Source organism: Rheinheimera sp. F8 (assembly GCF_001518915.1).
On sequence record NZ_CP013656.1, the window covers coordinates 3,076,160 to 3,091,511 of the forward strand.

Sequence of the window (15,352 nt, forward strand, 5' to 3'; positions counted from 1 at the left end):
CTAGTCCATTTTTAAGCGCAGCACGACGGACATAGTTGAGCTGCGATGCAAAAACACATGATCAGCCGCTTTGGCAAAATACCGGGTTCCTGGAGCCACTTGAAAACGCCAGTGCTCGAATAAGAGCTCATGGGGTAGCTGCAACCCAGTCAACAACTCCCACTGTTGCTGCCCAAAGCGCAGTGGCGTTGCCGCATTGATAGCAATCGTCGTGGTAAGTTGTTTTTCACCGGCTTGGCAAAACACACTGATCTGCAATTGTTGTGGACCGGGCGTTAAATCGTCGGTTACAGCAAAGGCACAGTCAGCGCAGCTACTGCGGGCAAACATAAGTTCAGCAAGGCAGCCGGTCGCTTCGTAGTAGGCGTCACTTAGGTAGCTACACCACTGCTGTACAATGGCCGGAAAAAACTGCCATTGGTCACTGAGGGCCGCGTTTAACCGACACAACACTGTGGGGGGGGGCTGTTGTAAAGATGCGGGCTGAATGCCTGCCAAAATGGCTAGTAGTTCATCTCTTGCCTGCAAATCAAATGGGTTTGTCAGGGTGTTTGTTAACTGCATATGCGCGGCCTCAAATTTGTAAGACATAAATTCCGGCGAGGATCAGATCGCCAGGGTTTAACGCTGTGTTTGCTGCCACCCGGTGTACCCGCTGGCTGTGCGGATTAAACACAAACACCGCTTTACTAGTGAACACAGTGCCAGCTTTGGCCGTTAGCTTGATTTTCAGTAGATGATCGGTATTGACCAAAAAACCACCTTTATTGACTGCAAAACCAAAATTATTAAGAAAGTCAGAACCTTGTAGCTGCAGCGGTGACGTACTTAGCTGAGTAGCCCGCAATGGGTTGGCAAAGTAATACACGGCATCCAAGCCAAAGCTGTTTTTTGGCAGCGGCTGCAAAGTGTGTTCAACCGGTGGTCTAAACACCTTTTTGAGTAACAGTCGTGATAACAGGGCGCCGCTTTGTACCATCCCAACCACCTTCACCCGGTGCAGCGCCAGAAACGCTGCAATATCAAATAACTGCGTATTTGACGGCGGCTTGTCAGCCGGTGCCGTTGTGTCGGCTACTTCGCTCAGCACTGGCTCATTCATCAGCAACCTCCAGGGTTACAATCATTGAGCCGATTAACAACGTCATGGCGCGTGTTAAAGGCAGCGCGCCGCTGATAGCAGTCAAGGTGTCGCCATCGAGCAAATACCCCTGCTCAATCAGCACGCTTGGTTTTGCAGCACTGAGCTGGATGGGAAGCTCTATTGCCTGAGGCAGTTCAGGGAATTGTTGCGGACTTAGCCGCAGCAGCTGACCCTGCACCGCTAATTTTTTGCCAGAGCCAATAGCGGTAAATTCGGAGATACCGGTCAGGCGCTGGATTTGCTCAGTGGCCAAAAATTTCTGGCCAGCAGCTTTGCAAAAAGGGCCTGCGCCAGGGCGGCCTGCGCTGGCCAGTGCCTGCAGGGTTACCTGTAGTGTGAGCTGTATTTTGTGCGGCATTGGTTGCTGTACTGGGTGCTGAAACGTGTGTTGCATTTGCGCTGAGCGCAGCGGTGAAGCTAGGTGTAAGGCTGGGGCTGACTCGTCGTCTGCCACTGCCGAAAATGACAGCGTAGGCTCTGTCTGAGTGCTCAAAGGGGCATCAACCGTTGCCGCATCTGTTTTAAACAAGCTTTGCGGTTGCACGAAAAAGCTGCGGCTAGCTGGCCGCGGTACAAACTGGCCGGTTATGATCTTAAACTTCAGGCGCCGCTCAGCCGAGAAGAACAACTCAACTTCGTTGTCAGCTGGCCAGCTCAGCGGGATGGTATCAGGCGCATGTACGCTAACATGGCCCGCCGCTGTGTGTTCAAACACAATGATGTGCTGACCAAGCCGGCCCTGCAGTCGCGGGTCAATGGTAGAGAGCAGATAGTCGTCAACCGCTACGGCATTGGTGTTAGCCCGAGCTGCGACGTAAAAGCCTTGATGGCTGACCGCAATGGATGGACTGTTGCTTTGCTGCTGCAGGTTAGAGCTACCAAACACCACCAGCAGCTCGTCTTGCTTAATGGTGGTATCTGGTGCACACACGACCCGGATCTGCTGAGTTTCGGGCAATTGTGGTGCAAGGTTATTTAAAGCGGTTTCGGCTTGTGCGATCAGCGGCCCTTGGAGACTTGTCATCAGGCGGTAGATATTGACGGGCAGCAACACTTTGACGGTCAGCACACCATGTTCGCTGCTGTAGAACTTCAGCGCAGGTTGCTGTTGTTGCAGCTGCAGATACCCTGACACTATCGCTTGTGCCACATAGTCTTGGTCGTGATAAGGAAATTGCTTGCGCGCAAGTTTTAACCTGGCATGCAGTGCACTGCTGCCGTTATTTGGCGCAAGCGCTGGGGTAGATGTTTGAGCAGGTTGTTTTGTTAAAAACATAATGGCGTCCTCTTAGGTGTGTATGCTGCGAGTGTTGGCAGGAAGAAATTTCGCAACCTTTTACTGTTTCTGTAGCTGCCTGTTACAAACTCAGCTTTCTGCTACAAGCTGAGCTTTCTGTTGTGAACTCGGCTGTCTTTGAAGAACTTAGTTGGGCGGAAAAAATTACGACGTTCAGAATGCGGCAAAATGTTTTTCTGACTTGATTCCATTGCACCGATGTTGATAGGTTGTAGCGATAGACGGCGGGGTTCAGGGATAGAGTGACGAGTGAGTAGTTATTACGGTTCGGATATCGATAGTCAGCCTTTTATTTTTCAGGATAACCAGAGGCTGCGTTTCAATTTTGGCCTTGAGCTTGAGCTGTCACACGCCCTAAAAAATAACACTGTATATCTCGCTAACGACAAGCAGTTGCAGCGACAACGAGAACTTGATGAGGCTGCGGCGGCAGAGCAGGGAGTTACATTAAGCGGGGTTCCAGACTCTGGCCGGCGTATCGTCAAGCTTGCGCATTCGCCAGAACTAAGTCCGCAACAGCAGATTGATAATTTTCTCTCCGAAACCAACTTACTCAAGCATTTATATTTGGCTGGTGTGCCGGTACCACGGCTAATTGCCCAAGTTGCTGCTAATTCATTGCTCTGTAAGGACTCAGACCGGCGCATACCGCACCCAGCGCTGATGGTGCTTGACTATATCGATGGCATTTCACTTAAAGAAGCTGCAGCCGCTGGGTCACTACTGGAACGGGCTGGCAAAGTAGAGCAGTTATGGCCTCAGTTATTGAGTATCGTCGCTCAGCTGCAGCAGCATCAGGTGATCCATCGGGATTTAAAACCGGATCAATTTTTGGTCAAGGCGGGACAACCGGTACTGCTCGATTTTGATAAAGCCAGTTCTGCGGATTATCGAAATACCACGGTGTCATACAGTCCTTATGCCGCGCCGGAAGTTCAAGCTGGTTCTGAACACAGCACCTCTGATTGGTATTCACTGACAGCTATGAGTGTCTGGTTAATGACCGGCCATGATCCTGCACCAACAGGAGATTTGCACGCCGCTGAGGTTTTTCAGCCGTTTCGGGCGTTTTGGCAAAAGGGCATGGCAGCAGAGCCGCAGCAACGTTTTTCTGACCTCGATGCACTCAACACTGAGTTTCTACAAGCCTTAGCTGCATTTAAGCGCGAATTAAATCCGCTGGATGAAGCCAAAGCGCGGCAACAAGAATGGCTAGAACGCATGCAGCAGAATGAGCAACAGATTGCTGCGCTGACAGAGCAGCAACAAAGCCAAGTTAAGGAATTGGCTGCATTAGTCGAGTACGCCGATCAAGCTGGAGTAGCGTTTCAGCAGGCGGTAACTGCGCTTGATGCAGAACTGCAAAGTTGTGGGCATGCGCTTGATGTATTGGCGCAAAAGTTAAAACAGCAGAGTACCCAACTCAGTGTTGAATTAGTTGATGAAACCACAGCTCGGGTGTTTTTAGCTCAACCTTGGTCCGATTTTGCTAGCGCAATTGATAGCCAGCGACAGCAACTTGCCAGCTGCTGCAGTGCCGAACGGCTGTTGATGTTAGCCTCACAGATACCGCCGGTTGATTTTAGCGCTCTCATTGCTAAAGCCACAGAATGCCAGCAACAGCGCCAACAATTGGAACAATCTCTATCTACATGCGCAGCAAATCCAAGTCAGCAACGCTTGTTAAGTACGTTAAGCAGAAGCCAGCAAAATCTGGACCGACAACTGAACTTACTGCAAAACAACGCAAGTAGCTCGCTGCGTGTCAGCTCCATTGCAGATGTTCTGCAGCAACTCCAGCAACAGCAGCAGCTAAGACAAACACTGGAATTGTTATTGGGGGATTATGTGCAGCTTAGTGATGAGCTCAATCCCACATTGTTTAAACAAGAAGATACCAGCAGGGATTTACATACTGGGGCTGCATATGTTGATCCCGATTCAGCCCATTCGCAATCATTAGTTGCTAAATCTATTGAAAGGACAAGGACCAAGTCTCTTGTCGCTTTGGGTCTTGGGCTTGTAGCTTTAAGTTATGCTGGGTATTCATTGATTGCGGTAAATAAACTGTTTGATGTATCGACGAAATTAGCTGCGAATGAAATACCAACGCCACAACTACAAGTTCAGTCTGATACTGTTTCAGCGAATAGCTCAGAGGAAGTGCCATTTATCCATGGTTGGAGCGCTGATCAAGTTAAAGCATTGCAACAACGAGCAGCTAAAGCTGTGGGGAAACCAGTGTTCTTTCAAGAACCATTATTAAACGGTCAAGGCTTGGGCCCGAAAATGGTGGTTATCCCCGCGGGAGCATTTTTGATGGGTTGCAGCGAAGGCGATACTGAATGCCGTGACGATGAAAAACTAGGTGAACATAAAGTGATACATGCAACGCATTTCGCTGTTAGCCAATATGAAATCACTTTTGACGATTGGAATATTTGTGTATCTGAAGGTGTATGCCAAAGCAAGCAACGAGAATGGTGGGAATGGGATACTCAATTGCCAATTCGTGAGGTGAGTCAAAAGGATATAGAAACTTATGTTGCATGGTTGTCGATGATTTCTGGCAGAAGCTACCGATTATTGAGCGAGTCAGAATGGGAATACGCAGCTCGCGCCGGCAGCTCCGCGCGATTCGCCCAGTTTGGACATTGTCTTGATTTGTTTGAATACAGTTATGTTGTAGCCGTTTTTACTTGCAAACATAAAAGTAAAGATGGTCTTTTTTTAAATGAGGCTCTGTCTGTACCTAATAGCTTTGGACTTTATCGAATGCTTGGTGGTGTCTGGGAATGGACTGCGGATTGCTACAATAGTGATTTACGTAAGCACTCCTTGGAGAGTAATTCATATAGAAAGAATAAATGTAAGGAAGTTGTATTGCGCGGTGGTACACACGGGGGGGCATTTGGATTGAACGTGTTTCTGAGCGCTATAACTACTCCCTACATTTCGCTACACATAATGTTGGGTTCCGTGTTGCTTTTGACTTCAACTGAACGTTTCGAAAGCATCAAATATATTGCTGATTTGGCTCATTCTGCCCGCACGCATTTCTAAGTCGTATGGCTAGAACAGATAAACATCAAACGCCCTGATTAGATTACAAACCCTGTCAGCTAATGGCTTAAGGATCTAGTGATGAGTGATAAAGAGAGATATTCAAAATACGGACATTTGCCTGGCTACCAGCTGGCAGAGTTGATCAAGAACAAACCAGATTGGGAGCTTGATGATGATCCTGATCTCGGTGATGATGAATTTATTGACGATCTGCCCCTCGACGATCAGGCAGCGCTATTTTTGCAACAAAATGAGGTGTATGAATCAGAACACAAGTCGGAAGATGCTGATCATTCTCCCCGAGCCGTTGAGATTGCAGAAAATACCCCAAGCCCGTATCTCTATGTTGATGAAACTCTTATTGGTGTTGATTTTCAACAAGTTTTTAAGTTTTTACTGCCAATTATTGCTGGTATTCGCCCTGATGGCGCAGTCTACAAAAATGTGGCGTCTGAAGATACATTATTGCAACTTATCGCTGAAATGGCTGTTGATGCTGGTAAACCTAGAGAGACACTTGAGGGAGGATGGAGAGAAAAGTGGAGGATGCGCGCAGATTATGCTTGTAGTCTTTCTGTCAAAATTCCCGAGCACGAAAACAGTAAGAATAGTGACATTCAAGCCAAAAAAGGCGCACAAGACATTTTGCTGTTCTTAAAGGATGCTTTAGAGCCGATGCCATCGGCTGAGGCAATCAAAAAATCATTTGATATGCGCGAACTCAACCAATTGCAGCGAAGTTTTTGTGATGAACTTCGACTCACAAATATTCGTTATGCAGCATTACAAAGCTGCCTTGAATTCATACCCAAGCCTTGTCGGCAATACATGACCAGTGAGGAGATGTTTGAGAACCTCACCGGAAAAAACAAATCACGCGAAAAATTGAAAGAACGTATCGACGTGAAACAGTTATTAACCCGCATTCGCGATCCATTAATCGTTTTTCAGTACTACGGCCGATTGATTAAAGACCCATCACTGCCGAAAATGGGAAAGCACGAGGGAAAGAGTGTTTCTATCAGTGCGCTAAATCAGATCAATGACACAGACCGGATGTTACATAACCTGTTTAAGTCGTTGTTTATCAGTAGTATCAGCCTCGATAGTTATCTGGAACTGATCGATTGGGATGATGCGTTAACTGGCAAGGAATGGAAATCTGAAGATGAGTTTTTAACCTGGTGGCAACAAGTCCTTAATTCCAATCAGGCGAAGTATGGCAGGAAGGGTATTCAGTTAGATGCGATACAGCAAATGCATGTTCGTAGTCTATGGTTTCAAATGCTGTTTTATCGGGCCTACTTGCAAGAGTTGTTGGACTTTTCTTGGCTTGATGCCAGTGCGAAGCACTCAAAAGCCCAAACTGAATACCTACAAGCGATTGACCCGAATCAAGAAAGCGCTCTGTTAAGCAAATTTCCTGGTAAATCGATTAGCCAAATTCGCGAAGCTCGCGCTAAAAAATTGGCAGCAGCTGAGCAAAATCTGGTTGTTTGCCAGAATCAGGAGCAGTTGTGGTCGATGCCTACTGTATTCCGCGCAATCTATCTAGACTCAGAATTGCAGGGGCTGTTCTATTTTATTCAAATGTTGCTAAGAACAGGTCCAACGGACCAAACTACTAACTCTGTTCGTGCGCCTGAATATTACTATCTTGAACTAGCTTGTATGATCCGCGCCTTAGCCACTGTCTGTCGTGATGCCACTGACGTAAAAGAGTCTAAGGATGATAAAACAGAGAAAGTCGAACACAACAAGGACAATAAGCAAAGTAAAGCCGAGCATACTGCTATAGAAAATAATTTTTACCATAAACTTATTAGTCCTGAACTTGCAAAGACCTTACGTAAAGTATTTCACAGCACTGCACAACAGCTGAATGACCACAATGTATTGGCTATTCCGTCTCAGCTACCTGTTGGCGGTCAGCTTTCTGCGATACTGGATAAAGATTTTAAACACTTACTTTCGATGCCGGCCAAAGCCATTGCCATACGCAATTTGCCGTTCATTCATCACTTTTCCGATTTGGCACGCCGCAGCGACATGTATATAGCAACGCGCATGACGGAGTTAAATCGTGAAGGCGAAAAGTTGTTTTACAGCAACCAGATCAGAATGTTTGGTATTGAAATCCCTGAGCTTGATTTCGCGACCATTAGTGATGACCTCATCAATATTGCAGCTGCTATGCTGCAAATCGAGCTGATAAATGGCGAACTTGAAAAGCGACTCACCAAGCGGGTGGGTAAAAAAGAATTTGATCTCCAGTTCAACTTCTTTGAACTCGTGAAATCCTGCTTACTCGTCAAACTGTATCAAACTAATCAGGTACTGGTTGGTGACATAAGTGCGAAACATTTGCAAAGCAATGATTTTTATAAAAAGCTCGAAAAAGACACCACTATTGAACAGCGCGAGGTATTACAGCATTGGTGTTTAGAGCAATTTAACACTTGGCATCAAACATTTAGTCAAGTGATTGCAAACACCTCACAAACTTTCCCGCCAACAGAGCCACCAAAGCCAGCACTGTCGCTGGTCAAAGGAGCATAAAAATGAAACAACTCAATGAATTAGCAACTGTAGTCAGACGTTTGGCGGCGGGCCTTCAGGTGACGGCAGAACAGCGGCTGGCGGTGTTTACTCATCCGATAGCGTCGCAAGATCTCATTTTGAAGATGTTGGACCGGGCCTTGTATGAACAACAAGCCAGAGCTTTAGAATCACAGTCAACGAGTCCCTTTGTGGCTTATAAAATGGCGGCTGATAGTGGTGACGCAGTCACTTCCATCACTTTTGAAGTCCTCTCGTTCAGCGTCACTGTGTCTTATATCGCTGATTTAAAAAGCTATCAGTGGGATTTTTCTGATTATGCTGCTTTGCAGCAAGATTGGTTGGGGATAACGCTTCGGCTCGTTCATGCTGACAAGGTTTTATCCGTCTTGGTGGTTGATGACCAGCTGACTCAGTACTCAATCCTTATGCAACCTGAACTCGCTGGTGTGTTACCGGACGGTATTGAGATCGGCAAGTGAGGGTGAGCCACAGTTGATGTTTAGCATTTTTAAAAAAAAGCCAACTGAGCCACCGCAAAGCCGGCGTTTTCAGTTAGCAAGCCCCGCGGTCAAGCCTGCTTTTAAGCTAACCGGCACCTTGATGGAGTTGGAGATCGTTGCCCCCGCTGACTGGCTCGAAGCTAATGCCGAGCAGCTGCAGCGATCTGTATTGCAACACCAAGTGCCTTTTTTGGCGAATAGAGAAAAAATCCAACATTGGTTGCGCGATGTCTTGAACGCAATCGATGGATCTTGGCCTGAGAGTCTGCGCTTTGCCTTTGTGCTCGCCAATCAACAGGTGCATTCAGAACAAATCGATCTAAAGCAGTTAGCTGATCAGACCTTGCTGCTGGCAACACTGTGGCCAGAATTGGAAAGGGCGCGGCTGCAATTTGTAATGGCCGCGGCCAATTTTTGTACCGCTGAGATTCCATTACATCAGCTGGAGTGGCAAGGTTGTTTACAGGCGTTGCATCACAACGCCCAATATTTAACGCATTTGTCGCGACAAATCGCGCATTCGCAACAGCAGGCTGCAGATCTTCAGCTAGGCGCAGCTAACGCTATGGAGCCGATTTGGCTGGAGCATCGTCAACAGGCGGACATTTGTTTGCAGCAGTTGGTGTTATTAATGGATAAGTACACCCAGCATCGCCTAAGAAACCTGACGAGTGGAGCCTATAATTGACGCATTTTTTGCAATATAAGGTTGAAGTTGAAGATTGGACAGTTTGCTTGGATTTGAGCCAGACCGTTAATTTACCGTTGTCGGTTAGCTTACGGGCCATTGAAGATGTTCAGCTCACTCTTTTTTGGAGTTACGTCGCACAGCGACTTCACATTGCTTGTAATTTGATTGTGACAGTCGCAAGTAATAACGGCTGTGCTAATCCAGAGCCCGCACCGGCAGTTGCGGCTGGCGATACTGCTGTGATTCAACCCGTGTCAAAAGCTGCTGCCGCGGTCTCAGCGATTTTGAGCTTGTTGGTGGCGATCCCGCGAGGTTGGGACCATTATGCCCTTGGATGTCAGGTGGTCGACTTGACACGTTTTACCTCAACCAGGCCCGTAGGGCAAAACTTGAAACAGATCAACACTTTTTGGCCTCCAAAACTGGATTACACCACCGATGCGCAGTTCGCTCACAGCACGCAGGAACAAAATACGGTGAGTTTGGCTGAGTTAGTCGCACAACTCGCTACAGACCAGCTCAGTCGGGGATTGGCGTATTTTCCGACCGTCGATAAAACTGCGAAAAGTACCGACCAGGCTGCGTTGATTGAAGTACTGTTTCGACCTGATCCACTGCGCAGTTCTGAGCATGTGATGTTGCGACACGGCAATGCCAATGCCGCTTTGTGTGGCATCGTCAAATCCTTAGTATCACAATTACGACTGGGTCTACCTTCAGGCGATATTTATTGCATTATTGACTCTGCGTTTGATGGCGATTCATACCAGTTAGCACTGGCGTTGGCGCTTTATCAGGCGATGGGCTGGCTTTCACCTTGCGCGCTTGATGCAACGCCCTTCGCCACAGGTCAATTGGTACCACAAGGTTTAAATGACCACGATAAAAAGCAATTTTTGGCGAATTTACGTGGCAACTCACCCGTACTGCAAGTATATCCAATCAATGAGTTAGAACGAAAATGGCGTGTTTTTGACGACTATAAGCAATACTTTCCGCATGCCAATTTTTATCTGTCAACCGACCAGACGGACACAGATGGTCAGATGTCCAACCTAGTTAAAATTCGGGCATTACAAGAGCATTTACTTGGTGAGGTGTTTCGCAATACCTATCTCAATGTGCCCGCGCCGCAGTCCTAAAATTTCCCGCCAACCAAGGATGTGAGTGACACCAACAAGGATTTGTCTGATGCAGTATGTAATGACGGGCTGTTTAAGCTTTTTGCTAGCCATGTTCCTGTGGGTTATACAACCAAAGCAAGAAAGTGCACAAGCGACGCTGCCACCGCTGCATATTGACGGAGCTGCTGCTGATTTTGTGCTTGAAATTCAGCCGGGTACTGTTTTGCAAGTGGCCGAAGCAGGGGCGGAGCAGACACTGATCGTTTTTCCTGACACGCCAGCCCTCACTTGGCAGCGGGTTAATTTGCAGTTACAGGACAAAAAACGGCCAGATGGCGTTTCTGACTATTTTTACGTGTTTATAGGTGTTTCACCGCAAGATTTGCCATCGATGATGCAACAGTTGGAGCAAGGTACAGGGGCCAAATATGCGCAGCGAAATCCGGTTTATGGCAGTGGTGCAGAGCCGCAAGTGGTGGTTAAACCACGCGCAAAAATGGCTCCTGAGTTTGAGGTAATAGCCGGTGAAATTATTGGGCAAACATCGACGCACCTGTTGGTGCAACGCGGCGACTATTTATTGTCTTTGCAATGGCATGCCGTAGAGCAGGGGGCTGGTTTATTGCAGCTGGCGCTGTATCCGCTAAACATCGCGTCAACAGCCAAACAATTATGGTACCTGGAACAAAACTCGGTATGGCACAAGTTAACTTCAGTACGACCAGGCCGCTATTTGCTTAATCCGAGCGCTTCGGTGGTACAAGAAAGCAATTTCGCGCTGTTGCAGCAACAAGCTACCGCATGTCGTTTGCTGCAAAGTGGTCGATTATTACCGGCGACGGCTTACCTTCCTGTCCAGCATGTCTGGCAGTTTGAGCCACCGCTTGAAAGTGCAGAGTGCAAGAAGACCTTAAAGCTAATGTACAACACGCCATCTGGTCAGGAATTGGCGGCTTTTATGGCGCGACAACTTGCAATGCAATCCCGGATAGCATTGCTCGCTGACACCGACATTACCCTGTCTAACAAAGCTGGGGTGCGGCTCGCAGCCAGCAGTAACTTGGCGCTTTCCTCGGAGCAAGCGAGTTTACTGCCGAGTCGACTTGATAAGGCGCAGTGGCAAGTGTTTGATCAAACTGCATCTTTAGAGCTGCGCTGGCATAGCGCGGCGGTATTTTATGTGTACGGACATCTTAACCAGGTACCTGCACAGTTGCAGGTGGACGCATTTGATATTCCAGGAGTGGTCGAGCCACTGTTACATCGGATCCGTGCAGTACAAGCGGGCAGTCTGAGCATTACGCCAGCACCGGCCAGCGCTTGGTTTTGGGGCATGCAATCTGAAGCACCGCGTTATGTGAAGCCGCAGGTTTTCCAGCAAAAGCATGGCAGCGAGTTAAAGCCTACATCAATGCAAATTTATCTGGACCGCCATCAGCAACCGCTGCGCTGGCAGGATGTGCCGCATGTACTAGCGCCAGGTTACGCCCCCAAGTTTGCAGGAACCACCACATTAACGCTGGATGCGACGCTGCAACAGCAGGTTCAAACGCTTTTGAATCAAGCACCGTCTCTGAGCGAGCATTTCAGCCAATTACTGGTGATGAATTTAAAAGGTGAGCTGTTAGCTCTGGCACAAACGCCGCAAGCTGCGGTTGCTGATATTTATCCGCAATATTTGGCGTACCAGCAACGCCAGCAGCCTATGACAAGTCGTTTGACGCTCAGGGCAGGCTATCACGATGGTAGTTCGAAGGCCGTTTCGGGCTCGACCTTCAAACTGGTTACCACGCTGGCAGCATCCCGTCATGTCTCGCAAACAACAGAGCAATGGCCGCAACTAGCAACCTTCCTCAATGGGCTTAGTGTTGCACAGTGGCGCCAAACTAAGGTGGGGTGCTTTGATGCAAGTTCAGCCGTCTACCCCGCTGTGGGGCATGGTTGTAAAGGTCGAGATGTACTTAAAAATCTGGATGATTATTCATTGGTCACATTAACCAACAAATATCCACGCAGCCACTATGGCGTGGTCGAGGCATTGGCTGACTCGCAGAACGGTTATTTTGCAGCCATGGCGGATGAACTGATTAAGGCTACACCGGCAAAGATCCGTCATTTTACCGTGTTAAACAATCTGGCGTGGCAACAGGCAGATCCTATTCGGGCCGAAGCAGCACGTTTAGGGTGGTTTGATGCCATTGATTTATCGGCGGGGCAAGTGGATGTGCGCGGCACCGGTTGGGCTGTAACACCTGGTAAGTTCCAAGATATCGATAATTCTGATTCGTACCGCTCGATGTCGGTGGGCAATGCCAACGCGACGACAGCTATTCATCAAGCGCAAATTGTGGCCGCGATTGCAAGTGGCCATAAGGTAACTGCACGCTTATTACTCGGCACTGAAAAAGCACTGGAGCCGCTTTATCAAGAGGCCGAACTCAAATGGGTGCGTGCAGGCATGGCTGCAGCTGCAAAACGTTATTTTCCTAACAATTCGATGGGCCGGTATTTCAAAACTGGTACTGGTTCGATTGATCAAAAGAGCCGGCACAATGCCTGGATGGTTGGCTACGTCGAAGCTGGCACACAGACTTATGTTGTTGTCTGTAACCGCGCCGATGTACCTGCGGTCGGGGCCGATGGACGTCGACTGTTTGGTGCTGTCGCTTGCAGTGATTCAGTCGACAAGCTCAGCCAGCTGTTGCAAAAAGAAGGAGTCGCGCATGAATAACAAGAAGGGCCTGTGGAGTCGGCTGGTTTTGTTGCTGATCATGTTGTTATGCGCTGCGTTGCTCCATAGCCGGCTAAGCTCGTTTAAGGTCCAGGAGGCGCTATCGATCCCTGAGTTAGCCGCTTTTTTGGCAACGCAGCTGCCGGACGGGTTTTTATTGCAGCAGCAAGGCAATTCGCTTGCACTACAAGGTGCTCTCGGGCAGGCCGCGGTTCAGTTTGATACTGATGCAGGTTGGTTGCGGTTTGGTTCCACTAAAGTAAATGAACCTATGCAAGTGGTTACTAGTCTTGGCGATGTGATTCAGTTAACGCCGGAGGGAGAGGCAATTGCTGTGCAGATCCACCATCGAGATGGTGCCACAAGCTTGTTGCGGGCAACAACCCAAGGCTGGCAAAAGCAACTTCAAGAACATTGGGAAGTGTTAGCACCATGTTCTGCGGGTTGGTTGGCAAAATTACCTGATTTGCGTTTCTTTTTCAGTGATCGTCGGACGTTGGACATTGGTGGTTCGCTTTTGTGTCGTAACCAGGCAGGGTTGGATCATTTACCAGTCCAACTGAAGCTGCATTATGCGAAGTCACACTGGTGGTTTGAGCCAATTGCATCAGGTTTAGCAATGAACCGCAGTACTCGGTGGCAGCAGGTGCTGGCAGGTAAATTTAGTATTGCGGGCCAACAAATGGAGTTGGGTGAGCAGGTGTTGTTTGTTAAACGTCGGTCTTTGAATCATCCAACAGACAGCTTGCAAGGCATGGATTCTCAACCCATGAATAATGGCAAGTGGCGATCAGTGTTACCTTGGGCGCAGTACCATCCCTATCGGTTAATCGGGGCTATGCTGGTCTTGGTGATGCTCGCTGTTTTTGTTGGCTCGAGCGCAAACCAAATCGCGTTTTTGCTGGCGTTACCCGCTATTTTTGTACCCACGATGCAAGCCAGCATGTTGTTACTGGTCGCGCTGGCAGCACAAATGCTGACGCTGTGCCGGAATTGGCGCAGTGTCGCATGGTTTACTTTAATAATATTTGGGCTTAGTACCCAATGGCTCAATGCCGCTTTAACAAATGACGATCGCCTTTTTGCCCAGCACGTTGTCTTTCAAAAGGCATTGTTGGTAGTACTGACCATGGTACAGGCAGCATGTTTAGCCAGAACTTACGCATCAGCGCACTGGACTAGGTGGTTAACTTGGTTGTGGCAAAAACGCACCCAGCTGTTTTGGGGCCTGATGTGTGCTGTCATCCTGTTGTCTACCTTAGCCATGCTGACAGGCAATGAAACTGGCATCGGTAGCATCAATGTCTGGGAGCTTCTACGCGTCCTGAGCATTGTCTGTTTTGCCGCTGTGGTGTTAGTGGCCTTACAACACAATTTGGCGTACAACCAAGCATTCTTACTGATTACGCTAACCATTATCGCTTTGCTTTGGCTGGTTATTGGATTATTTATCGTTGGCGAAAACTCCGGCCCTCTGATCTTATTTCCTGTGTGTGTGGTGAGTATCATCTTGTCGGCTGTTTTGGGTGCCAGCCGGCAAAATGCCGCGCGGCAAAAGCGGAGCTGGGGTATTGTCATTCTGTTGATAGTCGCAAGTCTGTTGTCTTTTTATGTGGCGGCTCATTGGTTTCAAAGTGAAAAAACCTTAGCGAACACACTGCTTTCTTCAAGTCTCCCAGCCTCTGAGCGGATCTCAGCCTGGTTATTCCCTGATGCCGCGCTGTTTGATGGTGCGCAACTCGATGCGGCTTTAGCATTAGCTGCTGAGGCATCCAGTTGGCCAGCCAGAACGTTACAGCCCGTCAATGTACCCGCGCATGCTCACGATATGGCGGTTAATGCGGCAACTTACTTGTGGGGGCGTGTGTTATTGATTGGTTTTTTAACCCTGCTGATGACATTGCTAGTCAGTGGGATGTTTTGTGCTGTCGCGGCGATAAAACGTTCATCAGTGGCGCAGCAGGGGCAAAGTTTGCAACAACGTCAGCAACTGGTATTGCTGGCTGCGATGGTTGTGTTAACTCAGGTTGCTATTTTCACTCAGTCGGCCATCTCAATTGCATCCAACTGGGGCTTTGGGCCACTGATTGGCCAGCCAATGCCATTTTTATCTTATGCCCTTAGTAATTTTATCTGCCTTATTTTTCCCGCCATCATTGCTGATATCTATCTGCACAAACTTTGTAGGGAATCATCATGTTGATGTTAGCTATTCTCGCGACAAGCATTCTGTTGTT

10 protein-coding genes are annotated in these 15,352 nt (G+C 48.3%); 7 read left to right on the forward strand and 3 right to left on the reverse strand.

The features are described from left to right. From ATY27_RS13785 to ATY27_RS13795, 3 genes are read right to left on the reverse strand one after another with little or no spacing between them, the layout of a single operon-like run. Window positions 1-591: a hypothetical protein gene (locus tag ATY27_RS13785; RefSeq protein ID WP_208931207.1), complete on the reverse strand. Its 591-nt coding sequence runs from the start codon at window positions 589-591 to the stop codon at window positions 1-3. Then, window positions 575-1,102 (reverse strand): hypothetical protein, encoded by a 528-nt coding sequence (locus ATY27_RS13790; protein ID WP_208931208.1) that lies wholly within the window; start codon window positions 1,100-1,102, stop codon window positions 575-577. The genes ATY27_RS13785 and ATY27_RS13790 overlap by 17 nt, the downstream gene beginning before the upstream one ends. Next, window positions 1,095-2,420 carry a hypothetical protein gene (locus tag ATY27_RS13795; protein WP_208931209.1) on the reverse strand — a complete coding sequence of 442 codons (1,326 nt, stop codon included), beginning with the start codon at window positions 2,418-2,420 and terminating at the stop codon, window positions 1,095-1,097. The genes ATY27_RS13790 and ATY27_RS13795 overlap by 8 nt, the downstream gene beginning before the upstream one ends. A gap of 270 nt (window positions 2,421-2,690) precedes the next feature. On the opposite strand from ATY27_RS13795, the gene ATY27_RS13800 reads away from it, so the two are divergent. From ATY27_RS13800 to ATY27_RS13830, 7 genes are all read left to right on the forward strand, one after another. Next, a complete protein-coding gene (locus tag ATY27_RS13800) occupies window positions 2,691-5,504 on the forward strand; it encodes an SUMF1/EgtB/PvdO family nonheme iron enzyme (RefSeq protein ID WP_208931210.1) in 2,814 nt (937 codons plus the stop codon). An 81-nt stretch (window positions 5,505-5,585) separates the two neighbouring features. Further along, a complete protein-coding gene (locus ATY27_RS13805; RefSeq protein ID WP_208931211.1) occupies window positions 5,586-8,066 on the forward strand; it encodes a hypothetical protein in 2,481 nt (826 codons plus the stop codon). Between the two features lie 2 nt (window positions 8,067-8,068). After that, window positions 8,069-8,548, forward strand: a complete 480-nt coding sequence (locus tag ATY27_RS13810; RefSeq protein ID WP_208931212.1) for a hypothetical protein — start codon at window positions 8,069-8,071, stop codon at window positions 8,546-8,548. Between the two features lie 121 nt (window positions 8,549-8,669). Beyond that, complete coding sequence (locus tag ATY27_RS13815; protein ID WP_208931213.1) at window positions 8,670-9,257, forward strand: hypothetical protein; 588 nt, start codon at window positions 8,670-8,672, stop codon at window positions 9,255-9,257. After that, window positions 9,254-10,402 carry a hypothetical protein gene (locus ATY27_RS13820; protein ID WP_208931214.1) on the forward strand — a complete coding sequence of 383 codons (1,149 nt, stop codon included), beginning with the start codon at window positions 9,254-9,256 and terminating at the stop codon, window positions 10,400-10,402. The genes ATY27_RS13815 and ATY27_RS13820 overlap by 4 nt, the downstream gene beginning before the upstream one ends. Before the next feature lie 49 nt (window positions 10,403-10,451). Then, on the forward strand, window positions 10,452-13,115 hold the full coding sequence (locus ATY27_RS13825; protein ID WP_208931215.1) for a penicillin-binding transpeptidase domain-containing protein: 2,664 nt from the start codon (window positions 10,452-10,454) through the stop codon (window positions 13,113-13,115). Further along, window positions 13,024-15,318 (forward strand): hypothetical protein, encoded by a 2,295-nt coding sequence (locus ATY27_RS13830; protein ID WP_208931216.1) that lies wholly within the window; start codon window positions 13,024-13,026, stop codon window positions 15,316-15,318. Before ATY27_RS13825 ends, ATY27_RS13830 begins: the two co-directional genes overlap by 92 nt. Window positions 15,319-15,352 lie beyond the last annotated feature (34 nt).